22 protein-coding genes are annotated in these 23,908 nt (G+C 74.0%); 7 read left to right on the top strand and 15 right to left on the bottom strand.

The features are described 5' to 3' along the window. The first annotated feature begins 287 nt into the window (after window positions 1-287). Window positions 288-1,085, top strand: a complete 798-nt coding sequence (locus VE546_RS12770; RefSeq protein ID WP_324921729.1) for a carbonic anhydrase — start codon at window positions 288-290, stop codon at window positions 1,083-1,085. Here the strand turns inward: VE546_RS12770 and argH are convergent. From argH to VE546_RS12755, 3 genes are all read right to left on the bottom strand, one after another. Beyond that, window positions 1,015-2,487 carry an argininosuccinate lyase gene (gene argH / locus VE546_RS12765; protein ID WP_324921727.1) on the bottom strand — a complete coding sequence of 491 codons (1,473 nt, stop codon included), beginning with the start codon at window positions 2,485-2,487 and terminating at the stop codon, window positions 1,015-1,017. The genes VE546_RS12770 and argH overlap by 71 nt on opposite strands. A gap of 127 nt (window positions 2,488-2,614) precedes the next feature. Next, entirely contained in the window at window positions 2,615-3,811 is a 1,197-nt protein-coding gene (locus tag VE546_RS12760) for an argininosuccinate synthase (protein ID WP_324921725.1), read from the bottom strand. Between the two features lie 221 nt (window positions 3,812-4,032). Continuing rightward, a complete protein-coding gene (locus VE546_RS12755; RefSeq protein ID WP_324921723.1) occupies window positions 4,033-4,413 on the bottom strand; it encodes a DUF488 domain-containing protein in 381 nt (126 codons plus the stop codon). A 154-nt stretch (window positions 4,414-4,567) separates the two neighbouring features. Here VE546_RS12755 and VE546_RS12750 point away from each other — a divergent pair, with 154 nt between their 5' ends. Next, window positions 4,568-5,116: a GNAT family N-acetyltransferase gene (locus tag VE546_RS12750; protein ID WP_414720471.1), complete on the top strand. Its 549-nt coding sequence runs from the start codon at window positions 4,568-4,570 to the stop codon at window positions 5,114-5,116. 172 nt (window positions 5,117-5,288) lie between these two features. Next, on the top strand, window positions 5,289-5,861 hold the full coding sequence (locus VE546_RS12745) for a GNAT family protein (protein WP_324921721.1): 573 nt from the start codon (window positions 5,289-5,291) through the stop codon (window positions 5,859-5,861). 12 nt (window positions 5,862-5,873) lie between these two features. On the opposite strand, the gene VE546_RS12740 is transcribed toward VE546_RS12745, so the two are convergent. The 6 genes from VE546_RS12740 to VE546_RS12715 form a co-directional block, all read right to left on the bottom strand. Beyond that, window positions 5,874-6,413, bottom strand: a complete 540-nt coding sequence (locus VE546_RS12740; RefSeq protein WP_324921719.1) for an arginine repressor — start codon at window positions 6,411-6,413, stop codon at window positions 5,874-5,876. A 7-nt stretch (window positions 6,414-6,420) separates the two neighbouring features. Further along, window positions 6,421-7,668, bottom strand: a complete 1,248-nt coding sequence (locus tag VE546_RS12735) for an acetylornithine transaminase (protein WP_324921717.1) — start codon at window positions 7,666-7,668, stop codon at window positions 6,421-6,423. Then, the gene (gene argB, locus VE546_RS12730; protein ID WP_324921715.1) at window positions 7,665-8,573 is read right to left on the bottom strand and encodes an acetylglutamate kinase; all 909 of its coding nucleotides are present in this window, start codon (window positions 8,571-8,573) and stop codon (window positions 7,665-7,667) included. Before argB ends, VE546_RS12735 begins: the two co-directional genes overlap by 4 nt. After that, window positions 8,570-9,721 (bottom strand): bifunctional glutamate N-acetyltransferase/amino-acid acetyltransferase ArgJ, encoded by a 1,152-nt coding sequence (gene argJ, locus VE546_RS12725; RefSeq protein ID WP_324921714.1) that lies wholly within the window; start codon window positions 9,719-9,721, stop codon window positions 8,570-8,572. Before argJ ends, argB begins: the two co-directional genes overlap by 4 nt. 88 nt (window positions 9,722-9,809) lie before the next feature. After that, window positions 9,810-10,838 carry an N-acetyl-gamma-glutamyl-phosphate reductase gene (gene argC, locus VE546_RS12720; protein WP_324921712.1) on the bottom strand — a complete coding sequence of 343 codons (1,029 nt, stop codon included), beginning with the start codon at window positions 10,836-10,838 and terminating at the stop codon, window positions 9,810-9,812. Between the two features lie 375 nt (window positions 10,839-11,213). Further along, window positions 11,214-11,954, bottom strand: coding sequence for a VOC family protein (locus VE546_RS12715; RefSeq protein WP_324921710.1), 741 nt, complete (start codon window positions 11,952-11,954; stop codon window positions 11,214-11,216). 844 nt (window positions 11,955-12,798) lie between these two features. Here VE546_RS12715 and VE546_RS12710 point away from each other — a divergent pair. Further along, window positions 12,799-13,548, top strand: coding sequence for a MerR family transcriptional regulator (locus VE546_RS12710; RefSeq protein ID WP_324921708.1), 750 nt, complete (start codon window positions 12,799-12,801; stop codon window positions 13,546-13,548). A 48-nt stretch (window positions 13,549-13,596) separates the two neighbouring features. Here the strand turns inward: VE546_RS12710 and VE546_RS12705 are convergent, their stop codons facing one another. The 3 genes from VE546_RS12705 to VE546_RS12695 all read right to left on the bottom strand — a co-directional run bounded on the left by VE546_RS12705 (window position 13,597) and on the right by VE546_RS12695 (window position 16,271). Further along, window positions 13,597-14,181, bottom strand: coding sequence for a histidine phosphatase family protein (locus VE546_RS12705; protein ID WP_324921706.1), 585 nt, complete (start codon window positions 14,179-14,181; stop codon window positions 13,597-13,599). Between the two features lie 109 nt (window positions 14,182-14,290). Beyond that, a complete protein-coding gene (locus VE546_RS12700) occupies window positions 14,291-14,710 on the bottom strand; it encodes a GNAT family N-acetyltransferase (RefSeq protein WP_324921704.1) in 420 nt (139 codons plus the stop codon). A gap of 115 nt (window positions 14,711-14,825) precedes the next feature. Further along, entirely contained in the window at window positions 14,826-16,271 is a 1,446-nt protein-coding gene (locus VE546_RS12695; protein ID WP_324921702.1) for a PLP-dependent aminotransferase family protein, read from the bottom strand. Between VE546_RS12695 and VE546_RS12690 the strand changes: the two genes are divergently transcribed. Next, the gene (locus tag VE546_RS12690) at window positions 16,270-17,235 is read left to right on the top strand and encodes a DMT family transporter (RefSeq protein ID WP_324921700.1); all 966 of its coding nucleotides are present in this window, start codon (window positions 16,270-16,272) and stop codon (window positions 17,233-17,235) included. The two genes, VE546_RS12695 and VE546_RS12690, sit on opposite strands and share 2 nt — an antisense overlap. 104 nt (window positions 17,236-17,339) lie before the next feature. Beyond that, window positions 17,340-17,534 (top strand): DUF1918 domain-containing protein, encoded by a 195-nt coding sequence (locus VE546_RS12685; RefSeq protein ID WP_324921698.1) that lies wholly within the window; start codon window positions 17,340-17,342, stop codon window positions 17,532-17,534. A 37-nt stretch (window positions 17,535-17,571) separates the two neighbouring features. Here the strand turns inward: VE546_RS12685 and VE546_RS12680 are convergent, their stop codons facing one another. Continuing rightward, window positions 17,572-18,837 carry a glycoside hydrolase family 10 protein gene (locus VE546_RS12680; protein ID WP_324921696.1) on the bottom strand — a complete coding sequence of 422 codons (1,266 nt, stop codon included), beginning with the start codon at window positions 18,835-18,837 and terminating at the stop codon, window positions 17,572-17,574. Between the two features lie 412 nt (window positions 18,838-19,249). On the opposite strand from VE546_RS12680, the gene VE546_RS12675 reads away from it, so the two are divergent. Beyond that, a complete protein-coding gene (locus tag VE546_RS12675; protein ID WP_324921743.1) occupies window positions 19,250-20,110 on the top strand; it encodes a 3-hydroxybutyryl-CoA dehydrogenase in 861 nt (286 codons plus the stop codon). 86 nt (window positions 20,111-20,196) lie between these two features. Here VE546_RS12675 and pheT read toward each other — a convergent pair whose 3' ends face one another. Then, on the bottom strand, window positions 20,197-22,716 hold the full coding sequence (pheT, locus tag VE546_RS12670; RefSeq protein WP_324921694.1) for a phenylalanine--tRNA ligase subunit beta: 2,520 nt from the start codon (window positions 22,714-22,716) through the stop codon (window positions 20,197-20,199). Further along, on the bottom strand, window positions 22,716-23,849 hold the full coding sequence (gene pheS, locus VE546_RS12665; protein ID WP_324921692.1) for a phenylalanine--tRNA ligase subunit alpha: 1,134 nt from the start codon (window positions 23,847-23,849) through the stop codon (window positions 22,716-22,718). Before pheS ends, pheT begins: the two co-directional genes overlap by 1 nt. Between the last annotated feature and the right edge of the window lie 59 nt (window positions 23,850-23,908).

Here is a 23,908-nt window from a genome sequence, read left to right as displayed (position 1 = left end):
CTCATCTTCCGTACCCTTCCTCCACCGCCTCCCCGCCGGGGAGGGGACGTCCCCGGAGCCGGTCGGCCCCGGGGCAGTACGGTGCGGGCGGCCGCCGGGCGGCCGCGGCGGCGCGGGCCCGCCGGTGACGCGTTCCCCCCGGCGTCTGCCCCGCCGGGCGGGTGCCGTAACCCTCCCTTTTCGGCCGGTGCGGAGCGGGGGCGTTAACCCATGAGAGGTGTTCACATTCCACCCGGTGTGCCTTGTTTTCACCCTTCCCAGCGGCATGACCCGGTACGGGACGGTCGATGCTCACCGAGACCACCGCACGCACCAGGGAGGAACACGTGCCGCGCTCGCCGAGGAACCACCGCTGGACACTGCGCGGGGCCGCACGCGGAGCCGCCGGTCTGCTCGGCGGCGTACCGCGCCAGGCCGGCGCCCCGCCGGAGGGCGGCGGGGAACGGCTCGCCCCCGCCGAGGCGCTGCGGCTGCTGCGGGAGGGCAACCGCCGGGCCGTACGGGGCGGCAGGAGCGGGAGGACGACGGGAGCGGGACGGGCGGCGGGGGCCGGCCGGCCGCTGGCCGCGGTCCTGGCCTGCGTCGACTGCCGGGTGCCGCCGGAGACGCTGTTCGACCGGGAGCCGGGCTCGCTGCTGGTGATCCGTACGGCCGCGCACACCCTGGACGCGATGGTCGAGGGCAGCGTCGAGTACGGGCCGGTGGAGCTGGACGTCCCGCTGGTGGTCGTGCTGGGGCACGAGCGCTGCGAGACGGTGGCCGCGGCGGTGACGGCGCGGGCGACGGGCGTGCGTCCGCCGGCCCACCTCGCCGTGGCGTCCGCCCGGCTGGCACAGGCCTGCCGGGTGGGCGCCCGGCTGCCGGGCGACGCGGTGGAGAACACCGTCCGCGCGCAGACGGACCGGGTCGTCGCGCGGCTGCGCGAGGACCCGGTCCTGCTGCCGCTGCTGCGGCAGGGCGCCCTGGAGGTGGTCGGGGCCCACTACCGGGCGGGCTCCGGCGAGGTGGAGTTCCTCACCGGCCCCGCTCCCCGCCTCCCGGGGCGGTCCTCGCCCACGCCCGCTGCCGGGCCAGATCGTCCTTGACCTCGGTGAGCTGGACGGCGACCGCGGAGGGCGCGGTGCCGCCGCGCCCGTCGCGGGAGGCCAGCGCCCCGGCGACGCTCAGCACGGAGCGGACCTCACCGGTCAGGTGCGGGGAGATGGCGGCGAACTGCTCGTCGGTCAGCTCGTCCAGCTCGATTCCGGCGGCCTCGCAGACCTTCACGCACTCCCCCGCGATCTCGTGCGCCTCGCGGAACGGCACGCCCCGCCTCACCAGCCACTCGGCGACGTCGGTGGCGAGCGAGAAGCCGGCCGGGGCCAGCTCCGCCATCCGCTCGCGGTTGACGGTGAGGGTGGCCATCATCCCGGTGAACGCCGGGAGCAGGGTCTCCAACTGGTCGCAGGAGTCGAAGACCGGCTCCTTGTCTTCCTGCAGGTCGCGGTTGTACGCCAGCGGCAGCGCCTTGAGGGTGGCCAGCAGTCCGGTGAGGTTGCCGATGAGCCGGCCGGACTTGCCGCGCGCCAGCTCGGCGATGTCCGGGTTCTTCTTCTGCGGCATGATCGAGGAGCCGGTGGAGAAGGCGTCGTGGAGGGTGACGAAGGAGAACTCCTTGGTGTTCCAGATGATCACCTCCTCCGCCAGCCGCGAGAGGTCGACGCCGATCATCGCGGTGATGAAGGCGAACTCGGCGACGAAGTCGCGGGAGGCGGTGCCGTCGATGGAGTTGGCCGCCGAGCCGTGTTCGAAGCCGAGGTCGGCGGCGACCGCCTCCGGGTCCAGGCCGAGCGAGGAGCCGGCGAGCGCGCCCGAGCCGTAGGGCGAGACGGCGGTGCGCTCGTCCCACTGCCGCAGCCGCTCCGCGTCCCGCGAGAAGGCCTGGACGTGGGCGAGGACGTGGTGGGCGAAGAGCACCGGCTGGGCGTGCTGGAGGTGGGTGCGGCCGGGCATCGCCACGTCCGGGTGCGCCTCGGCGAGGGAGACCAGGGCCTCGTTCAGGTCGGCGAGCAGGCCGCCGATGATCCGGGCGTGGTCGCGCAGGTACATCCGGAACAGCGTCGCCACCTGGTCGTTGCGGGAGCGTCCGGCCCGCAGCTTGCCGCCCAGTTCGGGGCCGAGGCGCTCCAGCAGGCCGCGTTCCAGGGCGGTGTGCACGTCCTCGTCGGCGACGGTGCCGGTGAAGGAGCCGTCGGCGACGTCGGCCGCGAGCCGGTCGAGTCCGGCGAGCATCCTCTCCAGCTCCTCGTCGGTGAGCAGCCCGGCCTTGTGCAGCACCCGGGCGTGCGCCCGCGACCCGGCGATGTCGTAGGGGGCCAGCCGCCAGTCGAAGTGGACGGAGGCCGAGAGCTTCGCCAGGGCCTCGGCCGGTCCGTCGGCGAACCGGCCGCCCCACAGCCGTACGTCACCGCCTGCGGCGGGGGTGGGGGTCTGCGGGCCGTTGGTCATCGGTGCTCCTCGTGCGCGTACCGGTCGTACGGGTGGCCGGCCGGGGACGGCCGGAGTGGTGAAACGCCCGCCCCTTCCACCGCGGGGCGGAAGAGGCGGGCGGTGTGCGGCTGCCGTGGGCCGCGGGCTACTGCTTGAGGTCCCGCTTGGCGGCGATCTTGCTGCTCATGCCGAAGATCTCGATGAAGCCCTTGGACATCGACTGGTCGAAGGTGTCGCCGGTGTCGTACGTCGCCAGGTTGAAGTCGTACAGCGACTCCTGGGAGCGCCGGCCGGTGACGACGGCCCGGCCGCCGTGCAGGATCATCCGGATGTCGCCGGAGACGTGCTCGTTGGCCTCGTTGATGAAGCCGTCCAGGGCCCGCTTGAGGGGGGAGAACCACAGGCCGTCGTAGACCAGCTCGGTCCAGCGCTGCTCGACCTGCCGCTTGTAGCGGGCCAGTTCGCGCTCGACGGTGACGCTCTCCAGCTCCTGGTGGGCGGTGATCAGCGCGATGGCGCCCGGCGCCTCGTAGACCTCGCGGGACTTGATGCCGACGAGACGGTCCTCGACCATGTCGATCCGGCCGACGCCCTGGGCCCCGGCCCGCTCGTTGAGCTGCTGGATGGCCTGCAGGACGGTGACGGGCTTGCCGTCGATGGCGACGGGGACGCCCTTCTCGAAGGTGATGATCACCTCGTCGGGCTCGCGCGGGACGGCCGGGTTCTGGGTGTAGTCGTAGATGTCCTCGACGGGCGCGTTCCAGATGTCCTCCAGGAAGCCGGTCTCCACGGCCCGCCCGAAGACGTTCTGGTCGATGGAGTACGGCGACTTCTTGGTGGTGGCGATCGGCAGGCCCTTGGACTCGGCGAAGGCGATGGCCTTGTCGCGCGTCATGGCGTAGTCCCGCACCGGCGCGATGCAGTTCAGGTGGGGCGCGAGGGAGGCGATGCCCGCCTCGAAGCGCACCTGGTCGTTGCCCTTGCCGGTGCAGCCGTGGGCGACGGTGGTGGCGCCGTGCTTCTTGGCGGCGGCCACCAGGTGCTTGACGATGGTCGGCCGGGAGAGGGCGGAGACCAGCGGGTAGCGGTCCATGTAGAGCGCGTTGGCCTTGATCGCCGGCAGGCAGTACTCCTCGGCGAACTCGTCCTTGGCGTCCGCGACCTCCGCCTCGACCGCCCCGCAGGCGAGCGCGCGCTTGCGGATGACGTCCAGGTCCTCTCCGCCCTGGCCGACGTCCACGGCGACGGCGATGACCTCGGCGCCCGTCTCCTCGGCGATCCAGCCGATGCAGACGGAGGTGTCCAGGCCACCGGAGTAGGCGAGTACGACGCGCTCGGTCACGGGGGGCTCCTTACGATGCATGCGGTGACTGGCATAAGTATGCACTCCACCGTATGTTTCGTCAATGCGGGACTCACCTCTCACGAAACCGCAGCCCAGCGCCCGTGCGGCGGTCGCGGCGAGGGGCGCGGCGCCTCCGGTGCGCGGTGCGGGCGGGCCGTTCCGCCCGGTGCGCGGATACGGGCGCGGGGTGCGGGCCGGGGTGTGGGCCGGGGTGCGGGTCAGCCGGTGGGGGCGGCGGTGCTCCGCAGCACCTCGGCCAGGACGGGGGCGTGGCTGCGGTCCACGTCCCTGGTGGCCGTCAGCAGGGTCAGCCGGGAGTTCCCGGCCAGTTCCCGCAGCCGCTCCACCGCCTCGCGCCGTTCGGGCCCGGCCAGCTCGGCGCGGTAGCGCTCGGTGAAGTCCGCGTACCGCCCGGGGTCGTGGCCGTACCAGCGGCGCAGCCCGTCCGAGGGGGCGACGTCCCTGGCCCACTCGTCCAGCTCCGCCTCCTCCTTCGCCAGGCCGCGCGGCCACAGCCGGTCCACCAGCACCCTCGTCCCGTCGCCGGGTCCGGCCGCCTCGTACACCCGGCGCACCCGCACCTCGAAGCCTTCCGCCATGACACCAGCCTGCGCCGGAACCGCCGGCCGCGCACCCCGCCCGCCGGGACGGGGGGCCGTCCCGGGGAGGGACCGGCCGCATCCCGGCCCCTTCCGCGCGACCGTCCGGCGGAGCGCCCTTGCCCGGCGGCGCGGGAAGGGGTTCCATCGGGCGGTGCGAACCGAACACGCGAACAACCCCGCGACGGTGATCGACCGTCTGTCCGCCACCGGACTCCTCGCCGCCCGCCACGCGCTCGCCGACCTGGTGTGCGACGCCGTCGCGGGCGGCTCCTCGATCGGCTTCCTCGCCCCCCTCGACCCCGGCGAGGCCGCGGCCTGGTGGGAGGGCCTGGCGCCCGAGGCGGCCGACGGCCGGGTCGCGGTGTGGGCGGCCCGGGACGGCGGCGGCCGGATCCTGGGCACCGTCCAGCTCCGCAGGGGCGGCATGCCCAACGGCCGCCACCGCGCCGAGATCGCCAAGCTCGTCGTCCACCGGGACGCGCGCGGCCGGGGGCTCGGCCGCGCGCTGCTGGCGACGGCCGAGCGGGAGGCGGCGGCCTCGGGGATCTCCCTGCTGGTCCTGGACACCCAGACCGGCAGCCCGGCGGAGCGCCTCTACCGCTCGGCGGGCTGGACCGAGTCCGGCACGATCCCGGACTACGCGGCCGACACCGCGGGCGTCCTGCGGCCCACCACCGTCTTCCACAAGAAGCTGGGCTGAACCGCCGGGCCCGGCCGTCCGGCCCGGGGAATTCACTGGTCCGGGCGGCGGGGGCCGATTACCGTGGCGGCGGATCCGGCCATGGTGACCGCTCCGGCCGCCCGGACGTCCCGGCCGGTCACCGCGCCCGGCCACCGCGGCCGCCGGCGGTCGTGACCCCGAGGAGACCTTCATGCTCAGCACCCCTCTCGGCGGCGGCGCGGAGCTGCGCCCCCTGGAGCCGTGGCAGGCGGCGGAGCTGGCCGCGTACACCGACCGGGTGCGCGACCACCTGACGCCCTGGCTGCCGTGGGCGCACTCCGTCACCGACACCGGGTCCGCACGGGCCTTCCTCCAGCGCTACGCGGACCGGCAGGCCGCCGACAGCGGCCGGATCTACGGCATCTGGCTCGACGGCGCCCTGGTGGGCGGCATGCTCTTCCGGCTGTTCGACACCGACCAGGGATCGTGCGAGCTGGGCGCCTGGCTGGCACCCGAGGCCCAGGGGCGCGGGCTGGTCACCACCGCCGCCCGCCGCATGATCGACTGGGCGGTCGGCGTCCGCGGCATGGCCCGGGTGGAGTGGCTGGTCTCCCCCGGGAACGGCCCCAGCATCGCGGTGGCCAAGCGGCTGGGCATGACGCACGAGGGCACCCTGCGCAGCGCGTTCGCCATGGGCGGCCGGCGCCACGACCTCCAGGTCTGGGCGCTGCTGGCCGAGGAGTGGCGGGCCGGCGCCGGGCGGGCCGGGAACACCGCCGCGTGAGCGGGGCTCCCGCTAGTGGGAGTTCCGCTGCGCCAGGCGCAGCAGGTGGTCGGCCAGGGCCTGGCCGCCGGTGGGATGACGGCTGATCAGCAGCACGGTGTCGTCGCCGGCGATGGTGCCGATGATCTCGTGGACCTCCGCCTGGTCGATGGCCGAGGCGAGGAACTGGGCGGCGCCGGGCGGGGTGCGCAGGACCACGAGGTTGGCCGAGGCCTCGGCGGAGATGAGCAGTTCGCCCGCCAGCCGCGCCATCCGGGCCTCGCTCGCGGACTCCCCCAGCGGGGCCCGGGGAGTGCGGTCGCCGCCCTCGCCCGGGACGGCGTAGATCAGCTCGCCCCCGGTGTTGCGGATCTTCACCGCGCCCAGTTCGTCCAGGTCCCGGCTGAGCGTCGCCTGGGTGACGCTCAGCCCGTCGTCGGCCAGGAGCTTGGCGAGCTGGCTCTGGGAGCGGACCGGCTCGCGGCTGAGGATCTCGACGATCCGGCGGTGCCGGGCCGTACGCGTGTGGGGCACGGCCGGGCCACCGTGGTTGCTGCCCTGCGCCTCGGTCATCGTCTCGTCAGTCTCCGGATCGTCGGATCCCGTCCACGGCGTCGAGGACGGCGGGGAGGGAGCGGACCAGTGCGTCCACCTCGTCCTCGCTGATGATCAGCGGCGGGGCGAGTCGGACGACGTCCGGCACGGCCGCGTTCACCAGGAAACCCGCCTCCTGGGCAGCCTGCTGCACCTGGGGCGCGACGGGTTCGGTCAGTACGATACCCAGCAGCAGTCCGGCGCCGCGGACCTGGTCGACCAGCGGGTGGCCAAGCGCCCGGACGGCGTCGCGCAGCCGGCTGCCGACCCGCTTGACGTGGTCGAGGAGGCCCTCGGCGGCGATGGTGTCCAGGACGGCGAGCGCCGCCGCGCAGGCCACCGGGTTGCCACCGAAGGTGGAGCCGTGCTGACCGGGCGTCAGCAGCCTGGCGGCCTCCCCGAAGGCGACCGTGGCCCCGATGGGCAGCCCGCCGCCCAGGCCCTTGGCGAGGGTGACGACGTCGGGCAGGACGCCCTGCGCCTGGCACGCGAACCAGTGGCCGGTGCGCCCGATGCCCGTCTGGACCTCGTCGAACACCAGCAGCGTGCCGGTGGCGGCGGTGATCTCACGGGCCTCGGCCAGATAGCCCTCGGGCGGGACGACGACGCCGTTCTCGCCCTGGATCGGCTCCAGGACCACCAGGGCCGTCTCCTCGGTGACGGCCCGGCGCAGCGCGTCGGCGTCGCCGTAGGGGACGTGGGTGACCTCGCCGGGCAGCGGCAGGAAGGGGTCCCGCTTGGCGGGCTGGCCGGTCAGCGCGAGGGCGCCCATGGTGCGGCCGTGGAAGCCGCCCTCGGTCGCGACCATGTGCGTCCGGCCGGTCCGGCGGCCGATCTTGACGGCGGCCTCGACGGCCTCGGCGCCGGAGTTGGAGAAGTAGACGCGGCCGGGCCGGCCGAAGAGCTGGAGCAGCCGTTCGGCCAGGGCCACCGGGGGCTCGGCGACGAACAGGTTGGAGACGTGGCCGAGCGTGGCGATCTGGTCGGAGACGGCCCGCACGACCGCCGGGTGCCCGGTGCCGAGCGCGTTGACGGCGATACCGCCGACGAAGTCCAGGTACTCCCTGCCCTCGGCGTCCCACAGCCGGGCGCCCTCGCCGTGGGTGAGGGGGATGCGCGGGGTCCCGTAGTTGTCCATCAGCGCCTCGCGCCAGCGCCGGGTGAGGTCGTCGTTGCGGGCGCCGCCGGCGCCGCCGGTGCTGTGGGTGCCGCTGGTGCTGTCGGCGGTGGTCATCCCCGCTCCCCCTCGTCCGGCCTGTCCGGCACGATCATGGTTCCGATGCCCTCGTCGGTGAAGATCTCCAGCAGGATGGCGTGCTGGACGCGCCCGTCGATCACGCGGGCGGTGTTGACGCCGTTGCGCACGGCGTGCAGGCAGCCCTCCATCTTGGGGACCATGCCGCTGGCCAGCTCCGGCAGCAGCTTCTCCAGCTCGCTCGCGGTGAGCTGGCTGATCACGTCGTCGCTGTTGGGCCAGTCCGCGTACAGCCCCTCGACGTCGGTGAGGACCATCAGGGTCTCGGCGCCGAGCGCGGCGGCCAGCGCGGCGGCGGCGGTGTCGGCGTTGATGTTGTAGACGTGGCCGTCGTCGGCGCTGCGGGCGATGGAGGAGACCACCGGGATGCGGCCGTCGTCCAGCAGCGCCTGGACGGCGCCCGTGTCCACCTCGGTGATCTCACCGACCCGGCCGATGTCCACCCGCTCGCCGTCGATCCGGGCGTAGCGCTTGGTGGCGGTCATGGTGTGCGCGTCCTCGCCGGTCATGCCGACGGCCAGCGGCCCGTGCCGGTTGAGCAGGCCGACCAGTTCGCGCTGCACCTGGCCGGCCAGCACCATCCGCACGACGTCCATCGCCTCGTCGGTGGTGACCCGCAGCCCGGCCTTGAACTCCGAGACCAGTCCCAGCCGGTCGAAGTGGGCGTTGATCTGCGGGCCGCCGCCGTGGACGACGACCGGCTTGAGCCCGGCATGCCGCAGGAAGACCACGTCCTGGGCGAAGGCGGCCTTCAGGTCCTCGTCGACCATGGCGTTGCCGCCGAACTTGATGACGACGGTCTTGCCGTGGTGACGGGTCAGCCAGGGCAGCGCCTCGATGAGGATCTCGGCCTTGGGCAGGGCTGTGTGCTTGCGGGTGCTCATGACGAGTAGGCGCTGTTCTCGTGGACGTAGTCGGCGGTGAGGTCGTTGGTCCAGATGACGGCGGACTCGCCGCCCGCGGCCAGGTCGGCGGTGATGCGGACCTCGCGGTAGCGCATGTCCACCAGTTCGCGGTCCTCGCCGACCGAGCCGTTCTTGCACACCCACACGCCGTTGATGGCGACGTTGAGCTGGTCGGGTTCGAAGGCGGCGGAGGTGGTGCCGATGGCCGACAGCACCCGCCCCCAGTTGGGGTCCTCGCCGTGGATCGCGCACTTGAGGAGGTTGTTGCGGGCGATGGAACGGCCCACCTCCACCGCGTCGTCCTCGCTGGCCGCGTTGATCACTTCGATGCGGATGTCCTTGGAGGCCCCCTCGGCGTCCTTGATGAGCTGCCGGGCCAGGTCGTCGCAGACGGTCCGCACGGCCTCGGCGAACTCCGCCTCGCCGGGCACGATTCCCGAGGCGCCGGAGGCCAGCAGCAGCACGGTGTCGTTGGTGGACATGCAGCCGTCGGAGTCGATCCGGTCGAAGGTGGTCCGGGTCGCCGCCCGCAGCGTCCTGTCCAGCACGGCGCCGTCCACGTCGGCGTCGGTGGTGAGGACCACCAGCATGGTGGCCAGGCCCGGGGCGAGCATGCCCGCACCCTTGGCCATGCCGCCCACCGTCCAGCCGTCCCCCTCGACGACGGCGGTCTTGTGGACGGTGTCGGTGGTCTTGATGGCGATGGCGGCCTTCTCGCCGCCGTGCGCGGAGAGCTCCTTCGCCGCCCTGTCGATGCCCGGGAGCAGCTTGTCCATGGGCAGCCGGACCCCGATCAGACCGGTGGAGCAGACCGCCACCTCACCGGCGTTGTGGCCGAGCACCTCGGCGGTCCGCTCGGCGGTGGCGTGGGTGTCCTGGAAGCCGAGCGGACCGGTGCAGGCGTTGGCGCCGCCGGAGTTGAGGACGACCGCCGACACCTGTCCGCCCTTGAGGACCTGCTCGGACCACAGGACGGGAGCGGCCTTGACGCGGTTGGAGGTGAACACGCCGGCAGCCGCCAGCCGCGGCCCGTTGTTGACCACCAGGGCCAGGTCGGGGTTGCCGTTGTCCTTGATCCCGGCGGCGATGCCCGCCGCCGTGAATCCCTTCGCCGCGGTCACGCTCACTGCATTTCTCCGTTCGCTTCTCCGCCCGCACGGCACACAGCCGCGGGCATCGTCATCCCCCACCGACCGGTGGCCGCGCGCGCGACGCTCACGGGGCGACTCCGATCGTGGGAAGCCCGGTCTCCTCGGGGATGCCGAGGGCGATGTTCATGCTCTGCACCGCGCCGCCCGCGGTGCCCTTGGTGAGGTTGTCGATGGCGCTGACGGCGACGACGCGGCCGGTGGCCCCGTCGTACGCGATCTGGACCAGCGCCGTGTTGGAGCCGTACACCGCCGCGGTGGACGGCCACTGCCCCTCCGGCAGGAGGTGGACGAACGGCTCGGCGGCCAGCGCCTTGCCGTACGCCTCGCGCAGCCGGTCGCCGTCCACCCCGGGCCGGACCCTGGCGGTGCAGGTGGCGAGGATGCCGCGCGACATCGGGGCGAGGGTCGGGGTGAAGGAGACGGTGACCGGCTCGCCCGCCACGGCCGAGAGGTTCTGCACCATCTCGGGGGTGTGCCGGTGGACGCCGCCGACGCCGTACGGGCTCATCGAGCCCATCACCTCGCTGCCCAGCAGGTGGGGCTTGGGCGCCTTGCCCGCGCCGGAGGTGCCGCTGGCGGCGACGACCACCACGTCGGGCTCGGCCAGTCCGGCCGCGTACGCCGGGAACAGCGCCAGCGACACGGCCGTCGGGTAACAGCCGGGGACCGCGACGCGCCGGGACCCCGACAGCGCCTCGCGGGCCCCCGGCAGCTCGGGGAGGCCGTACGGCCAGGTGCCGGCGTGCTCGCTGCCGTAGAACCGCTTCCAGGCGGACGCGTCCTCCAGCCGGAAGTCGGCGCCGCAGTCGATGACCAGCGCCTCGTCCCCGAGCTGCTCGGCGACGGCCGCGGACTGGCCGTGCGGCAGGGCGAGGAAGACCACGTCGTGCCCGGCCAGCGCCTCGGCGGTCGTCGGCTCCAGCACTCGGTCGGCCAGGGGCGCCAGGTGCGGCTGGAGCGCTCCCAGGCGCTGTCCCGCGTTGGAGTTGCCCGTCAGGGTGCCGATCTCGACCTCGGGATGCCCGGCCAGCAGACGCAGGATCTCTCCGCCCGCGTATCCGCTCGCCCCGGCCACCGCCGCTCGTACCGCCATCGATTCCCTCCTCGCCGATGGCATGACTATACGCAGGTCGGCAGCTTTATGCAATCAAGTATGCAGAGGACCGCATAGGAATGCTGTGGCCGAGAGTTTCAGTCGGGGGACGAGCACGCTCGCCGGCGGATCCTGGTCCCGTAACGCCGTGTTGTGATCAGTTCCGAAACAGGGCCCCGGTTGCCAGTCGGGTGGTGCTGCTGTGCGAATGAGCGCTTCCGCCGGCGAGCGGACCGATCCCGCCCCCGGCGCACAAGCTCTCGCTGCCCGAATCGGCCGAGACGCCGCAGCCCGGCCCACCCGGGGCCATGGCGCAGAGCGCGCAAGGCCCCGGGTGCCAGGGGTGTCGTTGAGGCTCCGCGCGTCAGGACGGCGTCAGGACGGGGCGAGGACGCAGAACTCGTGGCCCTCCGGGTCGGCCAGGCACGTCCACGGGACGTCGCCCTGGCCGAGGTCGAGGTCGGTGGCGCCGAGGGCCCGCAGCCGGGCCACCTCCGCCGCTTTGTCGTCACCGGGGTACGGCAGCAGGTCGAGATGGACGCGGTCCGGCACGGTCTTCACGCCGGGCGTGCGGAGGAACTCGAGATACGGGCCGACCCCCTTGGGGGAGCGCAACACCGCATGGTCGTCGGTCACCTCGTGCAGGGTCCAGTCCGTCGCCTCGCCCCAGAACCGGGCCATGGCCCGCGGATCCGCGCAGTCGACCACCACCACGGCGATCGGCCCGGTGTCCCGGTGGACCTCCCGGGGCTCCAGCACGCAGAACTCGTTGCCCTCGGGGTCGGCGAGGACCGTCCACGGCACGTCGCCCTGGCCCACGTCGGCGGGCGTCGCACCGAGAGCCTTCAGGCGCGCGACCAACTCCGCCTGATGGGCCGCAGAGGTGGTGGCGAGATCGAGGTGCACACGGTTCTTTGCCGTCGTCTTGGGTTCCGGGACGGGAACGACGTCGATGCCGACGACGACCGGGTCCGGCCAGACCAGGCCGCCGACGGGTCCGACGTAGGTGGTCACGCCGGGGCTGTAGGCACTCCAGCCGAGCGCCTCCGCCCAGAACCGGCCGACCGCCGAGGCGTCGAGGGCCTTTATGTTCACCTGCACAGGTCGCAGTGTCATGCCGGCGATCCTATGCACCCGCTCCGCAACGACATCCGCACCGCCGCCGAGCGGAGATCGACTCTCCGACCGACGCAATGGCCGGCTCGCCGACCGGAGCGCTCGGCCCCGCCAGGTGAACCGCTCACTCGCCGGATGAAGCGCCGGGTCGCACTGGCCCCGGCCCCTTGCGGCCACTCCTGCTGACGTCGGGCCGCCTCGCCACGGCACTCACGCACGGTGAACGTCCACCGTCACGACCCGCCGGCCGAAGGCCTCGGTCACGGATGCCGTGCCGGAGCGCCCGGTCGGCCGACCCGACCCGGTGCCGCCGGCCGGTGCGGTTCCGCGGTGCCCTTCGGCCCGCCGCGGCCGGACGCCGGGCACCGGCCCACCGGCAGGTCCTCCCGGTGGGCCGGTCGCCGGTCCCGGAGCCTTCCGGTCACCGGCTCCCTGAGCCGCCGCCGGGCCGGTGAGGCGGCGACGGTGGCGGGTCAGCCCACGGACCCTCGCCTCCGGCGCCCGGCCGGTCCCGATCCCGGCGATGGCCGCGGCGAACTCCTCCGCCAGGTGGCGAGGAGGCCGGTGGTGCGGGCCAGGGGCACCCCGCCCTCGGCCAGGGCGCGCGGTGGAGGAACGGGTTCGCCCGTTGACGTCGTGGAGACGTCCCGGCGGGGGCTGCCGCGTGGGGCGTGGAGTGGTGTTCATGGGCCGATGGTCCGACCCTGACGCAGGGGCGGGGTCAAGCCGGGGCCCGGCGGCACCTCCCGGGAGGCCCCGGAGGGCGGGGGCGGAAAGCGGGTTGAAGTTGACGTTGCGTAAACCCCTAGCGTCGTCATCGCCGACGGATCGGAGGCCCACGGCGATGGAATGGTCGATTCAGGAGATCGCCCGCTCGGCCGGGACCACCAGCCGCACCCTGCGTCACTACGACGCCATCGGGCTGCTGCGTCCCAGCCGGACCGGGCACGGCGGACACCGCTACTACGACGAGCGCGCGCTGGTGCGGCTCCAGCGGATCCTGCTGCTGCGCGAGCTGGGCCTGGGGCTGGCCGCCATCTCCGACGCCCTCGACGGACAGCGGGACGAGGCCGCCGCGCTGCGGACCCATCTGAAGCTGCTCGAACAGGAGCGGGAGCGGCTGGAGCGGCAGATCGAGTCGGTACGGACGACACTGGCCAAGTTGGAAGGAGGCGAACCTCTGATGCCGGATGAGGTTCTCGACGGTTTCGACCACACCCGCTACCGGGACGAGGTGATCGAACGCTGGGGGCGCGAGGCCTACGAGCGGGGCGACCGCTGGTGGCGGTCGCTGTCGGAGGACGACAAGAAGGAGTTCCAGCAGCGGCAGCTCGACATCGCCACCGACTTCGCCCGCGCCCACCGCGCCGGTCTCGCGCCGGACAGCGACGAGGTGCAGGCGATCGCGCGGCGGCACTACGAGTGGGTCGCCATCGGCTGGCAGGGCAGGCGCCCGACCGCCGAGCAGTTCGCCGGGCTCGGGCAGATGTACGTCGACGACCCGCGCTTCACCGCCGCCTACGACCGGCACGGCGAGGGCACGGCGGCCTTCGTCCGGGACGCGATGAAGGCCTACGCCGAGCGCAGCCTGTGATCCCGGTGGGGGGCGCGGCGCGGGTCGCCGCGCCCCCCACCGCCGTCCTCAGGGATCCATGCTGAGCGTCCAGTCCCCCGCCCACCCGGTCAGGGTGATCGCCGACAGCGGGTGGGCGTCGACGCGCCAGTACGTGTGCGGGGGTGCCTTCAGGGCGTAGACCGCGGCCGCGCGGAGCACCGTGGGTTCGACGACCGCGGCGATCAGGACGTCGTGGTCGTCGCCGCCGTCGCAGCCCGGCCGGGTGTCCAGCCAGCCGCCGATCCGCACGATGAAGGAGAGCAGCGACTCGCCGCCGTGCGGGGTCGCGTAGGGGTCGGCGAGCCAGGCGTCCACGGCCCGCGGCTCGCGCGCGGCCACCTCCCTGAACGTGCGGCCGCGCCAGCGGCCCATGTCGCACTCGCGCAGCGCGGGCTGGGCGATCGGCCGCAGGCCCAGCACCTCACCGGTCTCCCGGCACCGCATGGTCGGCGAGCAGTAGCGCAGCTCGGCGCCCGCCAGGTGCGCGTACACCGGGATGGCCCGCTCGGCCTCCCGCCATCCGGCGGCGTCCAGGGGCCGGTCGTCCTCGAACCGCACGTCCAGCAGGGAGGAGCTGCGAGCGGCGGCGAGCAGCGTGATCCGGAGGTGCATTACCGGATGGTAGAACCGTGAACCGGATTGTTCGACGGTCGATCGGCGGTCTTTTCCGGCCATACCTTTCCGGTCACCGGAGCCTCTCGGGCCACCTGGGCCGCAGGGGTCACTGCAGTCCCAGGGTCATCCACCGCCCGGGGTCCTCCAGCGTGCGGAACCCGACCTTCTCGTACAGGCCGTGCGCGTCGTCGGTCGCCAGCATGACGCGGCGCAGCCCGTACGGCTTCAGGTGGTCGCGGACGGCCTCGACCAGCGCCGTCCCCAGGCCCCGGCCGCGGGCGGCGGGGGCGACGTAGACGTCGCAGAGCCAGGCGAAGGTGGCGCGGTCGGTGACCACGCGCGCGTAGCCGGCCTGCTCGCCGGTGACGGTGTCGTACGCCCCGAAGTTGAGCGATCCGGCAATGGCCAGGTCCTGCTTCTCGCGGCTGCGGCCGAGTGCCCAGTAGGCGTCGGTGGACAGCCAGTGGTGGACGCGGGCGGCGTCGAGGCGGGCGGGGTCGGCGGAGATCTCGTACGGCACGTCCATGGCGGGAGCCTGGCAGCCGGGCCGGACGGCCGTCGACCGGTTTTCGCCGGGCGGGAGCCGCCGCGCGGCGGAATCAGCGTGCCGGGTCCGGCGCGGCGGGTTCAGCACGACGGGTTCAGCGCAGCACCTCCTCGCACGCCGCCCGCAGCCGGCGCACGCCCTCGTCGATCTCCGCCTCGCCCGCGGCCGGGGCGAAGCTCAGCCGGAGGTGCGGGGCGGCGGACTCCGCCGCGAAGTACGGCCGGCCGGAGGCCACCGACACCCCGGCGCGCAGGGCGGCGGACGCCAGGGCGGTCTCGTCGGTGCCGTCGGGGAGGCGCAGCCACAGGTGGTACCCGCCCCGGGGCGCCCGCGGCGGCGCGAGCGCGGGGAGTTCGCGGGCCAGCGCGGCGAGCATGGTCTCGCGGCGGCGCCGCAGCTCGCCCGCCACCGTGCGCAGATGGCGGTCCCAGGCGGGGGTGCCGACCAGTTCGAGCGCCGCCTCCTGCAGGGGGCGCGGCACGAAGAAGCTGTCGACGACCTGGATGGCCCGCAGCCGCTCCAGCACCGGGCCGCGCGCGGCGAGGGCCCCGACGCGCAGATTGGGTGAGGCGATCTTGGTGAGGGAGCAGACGTGGACGACCGTGCCGTCGGGGTCGTCGGCGCGGAGCGTGGGCGGCAGCGGGCCCGCGTCCTCGTGCGCGAGGTGGCGGGCGAAGTCGTCCTCGACCACGAAGGCCCCGGCCGCCCGGGCGACCCGCACGGTCTCGCGGCGACGGTCGGCGGAGAGGACGGTCCCGGTCGGGTTCTGGAACAGCGGCTGGCAGACGAAGGCCCGGGCGCCGCTGGCGCGGAACGCCTCGGCCAGCAGGTGCGGCCGGACGCCCTCGCCGTCGACCGGGACGGGCACCGGGCGCAGTCCGGAGGCCCGGGCGGCGGCGAGGATGCCGGGGTAGGTCGGGGACTCCACGAGCACCGGGGCGCCCGGCGGGGCCAGGGCGCGCAGCGCGGTGGTCAGGGCGCTCTGGCCGCCGGCGGTGATCAGCACCTCGGCGGCGGTGACGGCTCCGTCCGGTCCGCCGATCTGCCGGGCGAACCAGGCCCGCAGCGCATCCACTCCCTCCAGCGGCGGACGGTCCCAGGCGCCCGGCCGCCGCCCGGCGCGGGCGAGGGCGGCGGCCAGGGCGCGTTCGGGCCGCAGGGATGCGGGCAGGTAGCCGCCGCTGAGTTCGATGACGCCGGGCGGCGGGACGGTGAGGGTGGCGAGCACACCGCTGGCGTCCGCCCCGCGCGGGACCTGGTCGGGGGACGCCTCGGCGCTGAGGGCGATCTCCTGCCAGGAGGTGTCACCGCTGCGGGGGGACACCGCGCGCGGCCGTGCGCGGAAGGCGCCGGCGCCGGGCCTGGTGACCACCAGGCCCTCGGCGGCGAGGACGGCCAGGGCGCGGGAGACGGTGACGGGGCTGACGCGGTAGCGGCCGACGAGTTCCCTGCTCGGCGGCAGCTTCTCACCCGGAGAGTAGCGGTCCAGTTCTTTACGCAGGGAAGTGACCAGCTCGTCGACACTGCTACGCTGATACATGAAAGCAAACGATAGCGCTACTCTTACCGGCTCGATAGCGGTCCCCGCCGCGGAGACGACCGCGTCCGGCGGGGACGGTGCCGGGCGGGACGCGCGCCGGGGCGGGGGCGACACCAAAGGCATCGCCCTGGCCGCCCTCGGCGTCGCCGCCTTCTCCCTCACCTTCCCGGCCACCGTCTGGGGCCTGGAGGGCCTGGGTCCGTGGACGGTGACCAGCGCCCGCGTCGCGCTGAGCGCCCTGCTCGCGGGCGTCGCGCTGGCCCTCGCCCGGGTGCCGGTGCCCGCGCGCCGCCACTGGCCCGGCCTGGCCGTCGTGGCCGGAGGATGCGTACTCGGCTTCCCGCTGCTGACCACGCTGGCGCTGCAGACCTCCTCCACCGCCCACGCCGCGGTGGTCGTCGGCCTGCTGCCGATGACCACCGCGGTCTACGCGGTGCTGCGGACCGGCAGCCGCCCCTCCCCCGCCTTCTGGGCCGCCGCCGTGGCGGGGGCCGCCGTCGTGGTCGCCTTCACCCTGCGGGAGAGCGGCGGCGCCCTCTCCACCGGGGACCTCTTCCTCTTCGCCGCCCTGCTGGTGTGCGCCGCCGGCTACGGCGAGGGCGGACGCCTCGCGCGCGAGATGCCGGGCTGGCACGTGATCTCCTGGGCGCTGGTGCTCTGCCTGCCGCTCTCGGTGGTCGGCACGGCCGTCGCGGTGTCCGCCGAACCCGTACGGCTCACCGCGCACGCCGTGGCCGGGCTGCTGTGGCTGGCGGTCGGCTCGCAGTTCCTGGGGCTGGTGGTCTGGTACCGGGGGCTGGCGCGCGCGGGCGTCGCCCGGGCCAGCCAGTTGCAGCTCGCCCAGCCCCTGCTGACGCTGGTGTGGGCCGTGGTGCTGCTGGGCGAGGACCTCTCCCCCGCCGCTCCCCTGACGGCCCTGGCCGTCCTGGTCTGCATCGCGGTCACCCAGCGGGCCCGCGGCTGAGCCGGCCGCGCGGGGCCGCGTCCGGGAGGTCGGCCGCCCTCGTCGCGCCTAGAATCGTACCCATCCAGGAAAAATGCCCCGTAAATCTACAGAAGGGACTACTGATGCAGGCGAACGAGGGCGACCTGCTGGTGGTGCACGGCAGGATCGTGGGGCAGCACGACAGGGTCGCGGAAATCGTCGAGGTGCTGGGAACGAACGGCGAGCCTCCGTACCGGGTGCGGTTCGAGGACGGGCACGAGACCGTGATGTCTCCGGGGCCCGACTCCGTGGTGCGGCACCACGCCGAGCCCCGGTGACACCGGCCGGGACGGGAACCGGCGGAAAGCCGGGAGACTAACGGGGCGGCCGGACCCGGCAGCGGTAGTGGTCCTCGACCACCTTGCTCATCGCACCGATCGGGTCCGCCGCCACGTGCTTCGCCGAGAAGTAGACGTTCCCGCGCACCTCGGGGTGGTCCCGGCAGAACGTCAGGTGGCGGGAGAGCTCGGCCGGGTCGTGCCAGGCCGGGCCCTGGGCCGGGTCGGCCACCTTGTACAGCGCCTCCCCGATGTAGAGGTCGACGCCGGTGCCCCGCACCACGTCCGCCCACCAGGGCACCAGCTTGGCGTAGTCGGCGGCGGAGAAGCCGATGTTCCAGTAGACCTGCGGCACGACGTGGTCCACCCAGCGCTCGCGCACCCACGTGCGGGTGTCGGCGTACAGGTCGTCGTACGTCTCCACCCCCGCCCGGGTGTCGGAGCCCTGCGGGTCGGTGGCCTTGTTGCGCCACACGGCGAAGGGGCTGACCCCGAAGCGCACGCGCGGCTTGGTGCGCTTCAGGCGCTGTGACATCTCGCGCACCAGCAGGTCGATGTTGTTCCGCCGCCAGGCGGCCCGGTCCGCGAAGCCGCCGCCGTACCGCTCGTAGGCCGCGTCGTCGTCGAAGACCGCGCCCGCCACCGGGTACGGGTAGAAGTAGTCGTCCCAGTGCACGGCGTCGACGTCGTAGCGCTCCACCGCGTCGAACATCGCGTCCTGCACGAAGCGGCGGACCTCGGGCAGCCCCGGGTTGTAGTAGAGCTTCCCGCCGTAGGCCACCACCCAGTCCGGGTGCCGCCGCGCCGGGTGGTCCGCGACCAGCCGCCCCGGGTCGGCGTGGTTGGCCACGCGGTACGGGTTGAACCAGGCGTGCAGTTCCAGCCCGCGCCGGTGCGCCTCGCGCACGGCGAAGCCCAGGGGGTCCCAGCCGGGGTCCCTGCCCTGGGTGCCGGTGAGGTACTGCGACCACGGCTCGTGGGGCGAGGGCCACAGCGCGTCCGCCGTGGGCCGCACCTGGAGGATCACCGCGTTGAGGCGGCGCTCGACCGCCGTGTCCAGGTGGGCCAGCAACTGGGCCTGCTGCTCGGATGCGGTCAGCCCCGGCCTGGCCGGCCAGTCGATGTTGGAGACCGTCGCCACCCACACGCCGCGCAGTTCGGGCTGCTGCCCCTGCCGGCCGCGGACGCCCAGGGGCTCCCGGGCCGCCGCGACCCCGGCTCCGGGTCCGGCTCCGGTCAGCAGCGCACCGGAGAGCACCCCGGCCGCCGCCGCGCTGAAGGTTCTTCGAGTGAAACGGCCCACTGTGCCTCCCGCTGACGACGCCTCACCCGATCATGCGGGCCGGATGCCGGGCGGGCAACCGCGCACACCGGGACGGCAAGCGCTTCACCATGCGCCCCCACCCGCTTGCGCCCCCCTTGACACCCTCCTTCCGCGGACGCCGTCCGGCCACCGGCACCGCACCACGCACCCCGGGGGCACTCCCCTCCACCGGCCCGTCCCCGTACCGCCCCGTGGCGGACCGGCGCGGGGAGGACGTGCCCCTGCGCGGAAGAGGACCGGTGGCCCGCCGACCGCCTCCGCGGCCCCCACCGCCGCCCCGACCGGTCCCCCGCGCCGCGCGGCGGGGTAACGTCGGTCGGCGAGGGAGGCGCCGTGGCCGGAACCACACGGAGGCGGCGTCCCGGACCAGTGGATGAGCGAAAGGCACGATGTGACCGACATCGAACGCGTCGGAGTGGTGGGCTGTGGCCAGATGGGCTCGGGTATCGCCGAGGTGTGCGCGCGGGCCGGCCTGGAGGTCAAGGTCGCCGAGACCACCGGCGAGGCCCTGGAGATCGGGCGCACCCGCCTGGTGAACTCCCTGGACAAGGCCGTGGCCCGCGGCAAGCTGGGCGAGGCGGAGCGCGACGCCACCCTGGAGCGGCTCTCCTTCACCACCGACCTTGGGGAGTTCGCCGACCGCGACCTGGTGATCGAGGCGGTGGTGGAGAACGAGCAGGTCAAGACCGAGATCTTCCAGATCCTGGACCAGGTGGTGACCCGCCCGGACGCCATCTTGGCCTCCAACACCTCCTCCATCCCGCTGGTGAAGCTGGCCGTGGCGACCACCCGCCCGGACCGGGTGATCGGCATCCACTTCTTCAACCCCGCGCCGGTGCAGAAGCTCGTCGAGCTGATCCCCGCGCTGACCACCTCCGACGACACCGTCGCCCGGGCCGAGGCCACGGTCGTCAAGGTGCTCGGCAAGCACGCCATCCGCGCCCAGGACCGCTCGGGGTTCGTGGTCAACGCGCTGCTGATCCCGTACCTGCTCTCCGCGATCCGGATGCTGGAGTCGGGCATCGCCAGCCGCGAGGACATCGACAACGGCATGGAGCTGGGCTGCGCCCACCCCATGGGCCCGCTCAGGCTCTCCGACCTCATCGGCCTGGACACCGTCGCCTCGGTCGCGCACTCGATGTACGAGGAGTACAAGGAGCCGCTGTACGCCGCCCCGCCGCTGCTGCTGCGGATGGTCGACGCGGGCCGGCTGGGCCGCAAGACGGGCGCGGGCTTCTACACCTACGGCTGAACGCGGCCGGCCGCCACGCGGACGACGGCGGGGCGCCCCCTCCCGGGGCGCCCCGCCGTCGTGCGTGCGGGCGTCGGCCGCGGGCGCTACGCGCCGCGCAGCACCGCGCCCGTGCGCTCGACCGCCGCCGCCACGGCCGCCTCGCGCGCGGCGGAGGCCTCCTCGGCGGTCAGCGTGCGGTCGGGGGCGCGGAAGCGCAGCGCGTACGCCAGGGACTTCTTCCCCTCGCCGAGCTGCTCGCCGGTGAAGACGTCGAACAGCCGCAGCGACTCCAGCAGGTCGCCCGCGCCCGCGCGCAGCGCCGCCTCGACCCGGGCGGCCGGCACGGAGGCGTCCACCACCAGCGCGACGTCCTGCGTGGCCACCGGGAAGGTGGACACCAGCGGGGCCTGCACGGGGCCGGAGGAGGCGCGCTCCAGCAGGTCGAGGTCGATCTCCATCGCGCAGGTGCGGGCGGGCAGGTGCATCGCCTTGATCACGCGCGGGTGGAGTTCGCCGGCGTGGCCGAGCAGCGTGCGCTCGCCGTCGATCTCGGCGCGGAGCGCGGCGCAGCGGCCGGGGTGCCAGGGGGCGTACCGGTCGGCCTCCACGATCAGCTCCACACCGGCCTCGCGGGCGACGGTGCGGGCCGCCTCGACGGCGTCCGCCCAGGTGGCCGGGCGGCCCTTGCCCCACCAGCCGTCCTGCTCGCGCGGGCCGGCCAGGACGACCGCGGCCCGGCGCGGCTGCCGCGGCAGCGCGGCGCCCAGGGAGGCGAGCTCCTCGTCGGTCGGGCGCCGGTCGACCGGCAGCCGGACGGCGGGGGCCTCCTCGCCGGTGGGCAGGAAGACCAGACCGGTCTCGAACAGCGCCAGCCCCGCCTGGCCGCCCTGGGAGCCGCGGCCGTCGTTGCGCCGCAGCGCGGCGAGCAGGCCCGGCAGCAGCGTGGTGCGCAGCGCCGGCTCCTCGTCGGAGAGCGGGTTGACCAGCCGTACGGTGCGGCGGCGGGGGTCGTCCGGCTCCAGGCCGAGCTGGTCGAGGACGGCGTCGCCGACGAACGGGTAGGTCGGCGTCTCGACGTAGCCCGCCCCGGCCAGCGCGCGGCCGACCCGGCGGCGCAGGCGCTGCCGTTCGGTCAGGCCCCGGCCGGACGGCAGGCGCGGCAGGGTGGAGGGCAGGTTCTCGTAGCCCTCCAGCCGCATGACCTCCTCGGCCAGGTCGTTGGGGTCGGTGAGGTCCGGCCGCCAGGACGGCACGGTCACCGTCAGCTCGTCGGAGCCGTAGACGTCGCAGCCCACCTGCAGCAGGCGGCGTACGACGGTCTCCCGGCCGTAGGTGACGCCCGCGACCCGGTCCGGGTGGTCGGCGCGCATCTTGATGGTGTGCGGGCCGCCGGGCGAGACGATCTCGGTGACGCCCGCCTCGGCGGTGCCGCCCGCCAGCAGCACCAGCAGGTCGACGGTGCGCTGGGCGGCCGCGGAGGTGGCCTGCGGGTCCACGCCGCGCTCGAAGCGGCGGGACGCCTCGGAGGACAGCTTGTGGCGGCGGGCGGTGCGGGCGATGGAGACCGGGTCGAAGTGCGCGGCCTCGATGACGATCTCGGTGGTGCCCGCCGTGCCCTGGGCGTCGGCGATCTCGGTGTCGGCGCCGCCCATCACCCCGGCCAGGCCGATCGGCCCGCTGTCGTCGGTGATCACCAGGTCCTCGGGGTCCAGCTCGCGCTTGGTGCCGTCGAGGGTGGTGAGCTTCTCGCCCGGCCGGGCGCGGCGCACGCCGATCGTCCCGTTGACGCGGGAGCGGTCGTAGGCGTGCAGCGGCTGGCCGAGTTCGAGCATCACGTAGTTGGTGATGTCCACCGCCAGCGAGATCGGGCGCATCCCGGCCTTCTGCAGCCGCCGCTGGAGCCAGATCGGGGAGCGCGCGTCGGGGCGCACCCCGGTGACCGTGCGGGCGGTGAAGCGGTCGCAGCCCCGCCGGTCCTCGATCGTCACCGGGTGGCCGTGGGCGTTGGGGGCGGGCACGTCCAGCAGCGCCGGGTCGCGCAGCGGCAGGCCGTAGGCGATGGCCGTCTCCCGGGCGATGCCGCGCATGGACAGGCAGTAGCCGCGGTCGGGCGTGACGGCGATGTCGAGCACCTCGTCGACCAGCTCCAGCAGCTCGATCGCGTCGGTGCCGACCTCGTGCTCCGGCGGGAGCACGATGATGCCCGAGTGGTCGTCGCCCATGCCCAGCTCGCTGGCCGAGCAGATCATGCCCTCCGACAGCTTGCCGTAGGTCTTGCGGGCGCTGATCCGGAACCCGCCGGGCAGGCTGCCGCCGGGCAGGATCACCACGACCTTGTCGCCCACGGCGAAGTTGGTGGCGCCGCAGACGATGTTCTGCGGCTCGCCCGTGCCGTTGGCGTCGCCGACGTCGACCTGGCAGTACCGGATCGGCTTCTTGAACCCCGTCAGCTCCTCGATCGCCAGGACCTGGCCGACGACGATCGGCCCCTGGAGCCCGGCGCCGAGCTGTTCGACGGTCTCGACCTCCAGTCCGGCGGCGATCAGCTTCGCCGCGACGTCGCGGCCGGTCTCACCGGCCGGCAGGTCGACGTACTCCCGCAGCCACGAAAGCGGGGCCCGCATCAGATCTCCATCCCGAACGGCCGGGTGAACCGGACGTCACCTTCGACCATGTCTCGCATGTCCTCGACGTTGTGGCGGAACATCAGCATCCGCTCGATGCCGAACCCGAAGGCGAAGCCGCTGTAGCGCTCCGGGTCCACACCGCACGCGGTCAGCACCCGCGGGTTGACCATGCCGCAGCCGCCCAGCTCGATCCAGCCCTCGGAGGAGCAGGTGCGGCAGGGACGGTCGGGGTTGCCGACGGACGCCCCGCGGCAGGCGAAGCACACCATGTCCATCTCGGCGGACGGCTCGGTGAACGGGAAGTACGACGGGCGCAGCCGGGTGCCCAGGCCCTCGCCGAACAGGGACCGGACCATGTGGTCGAGGGTGCCCTTGAGGTCGGCCATGGTCAGCCCCTCGTCCACGGCGAGCAGCTCGACCTGGGAGAAGACCGGGGTGTGGGTGGCGTCCAGCTCGTCGGTGCGGTAGACGCGGCCGGGGCAGATCACGTACACCGGCAGGTCGCGCTCCAGCAGGGAGCGGATCTGCACCGGCGAGGTGTGGGTGCGCAGCACCACGCCGGACTCCCCGGACCCGCCGTCCTTCCCCTCCGGCCCCTGCACGAAGAAGGTGTCCTGCATCGTGCGGGCCGGGTGGTCCGGGGCGATGTTGAGGGCGTCGAAGTTGAACCACTCGGCCTCGACCTCGGGCCCCTCGGCGACCTCGTAGCCCATCGCGACGAAGACGTCCTCGATGCGCTCCGACAGCGTGGTCAGCGGGTGGCGGGCACCGGCGGGCACGCGGTCGAAGGGCAGCGTGACGTCCACCGCCTCCTCGACCAGGACGCGCTCGTCGCGTTCGGCCTCCAGCTCCTCCTGGCGCCGCTTGAGGGCCTGGCTCACCGCCCCGCGGGCCTGGCCCACGCGCTTGCCCGCCTCGGCCCTGGCGTGCGGCGGCAGGGCACCGATCTCGCGGTTGGCCAGGGCCAGCGGCGAGCGGTCGCCGGCGTGGGCGGCCTTCACCTCGCGCAGCGCTTCCAGATCGCCCGCGGCGGCGATCGCGGCGATCGCCGCGTCCCGTGCCCGGTCGATCTCTTCCGGTTTCAGTGCATCGACCTCGACAGGGTCGTACGACTTGTTGGGTGCCGACATCTCTTCCCGTGCTTTTCGGTTGGCCCGTGCTTTCGGTTGGCTGCTTTCGCTCCGCCTCG

Origin of the sequence: Streptomyces sp. (assembly GCF_035644915.1) — a bacterium.
In the GTDB taxonomy this organism is placed as follows: domain Bacteria; phylum Actinomycetota; class Actinomycetes; order Streptomycetales; family Streptomycetaceae; genus Streptomyces.
Note: the sequence above shows the minus strand (reverse complement) of the source record. Positions and strands in the feature narration are given on the sequence as shown.

Coding starts and splice junctions, on each gene's coding strand:
- VE546_RS12770 (WP_324921729.1), top strand. CDS start 288: ATGCTCACCGAGACCACCGCACGCACCAGGGAGGAACACGTGCCGCGC.
- argH (WP_324921727.1), bottom strand. CDS start 2,487: ATGACCAACGGCCCGCAGACCCCCACCCCCGCCGCAGGCGGTGACGTA.
- VE546_RS12755 (WP_324921723.1), bottom strand. CDS start 4,413: ATGGCGGAAGGCTTCGAGGTGCGGGTGCGCCGGGTGTACGAGGCGGCC.
- VE546_RS12745 (WP_324921721.1), top strand. CDS start 5,289: ATGCTCAGCACCCCTCTCGGCGGCGGCGCGGAGCTGCGCCCCCTGGAG.
- VE546_RS12740 (WP_324921719.1), bottom strand. CDS start 6,413: ATGACCGAGGCGCAGGGCAGCAACCACGGTGGCCCGGCCGTGCCCCAC.
- VE546_RS12735 (WP_324921717.1), bottom strand. CDS start 7,668: ATGACCACCGCCGACAGCACCAGCGGCACCCACAGCACCGGCGGCGCC.
- argB (WP_324921715.1), bottom strand. CDS start 8,573: ATGAGCACCCGCAAGCACACAGCCCTGCCCAAGGCCGAGATCCTCATC.
- argC (WP_324921712.1), bottom strand. CDS start 10,838: ATGGCGGTACGAGCGGCGGTGGCCGGGGCGAGCGGATACGCGGGCGGA.
- VE546_RS12715 (WP_324921710.1), bottom strand. CDS start 11,954: ATGACACTGCGACCTGTGCAGGTGAACATAAAGGCCCTCGACGCCTCG.
- VE546_RS12710 (WP_324921708.1), top strand. CDS start 12,799: ATGGAATGGTCGATTCAGGAGATCGCCCGCTCGGCCGGGACCACCAGC.
- VE546_RS12705 (WP_324921706.1), bottom strand. CDS start 14,181: ATGCACCTCCGGATCACGCTGCTCGCCGCCGCTCGCAGCTCCTCCCTG.
- VE546_RS12700 (WP_324921704.1), bottom strand. CDS start 14,710: ATGGACGTGCCGTACGAGATCTCCGCCGACCCCGCCCGCCTCGACGCC.
- VE546_RS12690 (WP_324921700.1), top strand. CDS start 16,270: ATGAAAGCAAACGATAGCGCTACTCTTACCGGCTCGATAGCGGTCCCC.
- VE546_RS12695 (WP_324921702.1), bottom strand. CDS start 16,271: ATGTATCAGCGTAGCAGTGTCGACGAGCTGGTCACTTCCCTGCGTAAA.
- VE546_RS12685 (WP_324921698.1), top strand. CDS start 17,340: ATGCAGGCGAACGAGGGCGACCTGCTGGTGGTGCACGGCAGGATCGTG.
- pheT (WP_324921694.1), bottom strand. CDS start 22,716: ATGCGGGCCCCGCTTTCGTGGCTGCGGGAGTACGTCGACCTGCCGGCC.
- pheS (WP_324921692.1), bottom strand. CDS start 23,849: ATGTCGGCACCCAACAAGTCGTACGACCCTGTCGAGGTCGATGCACTG.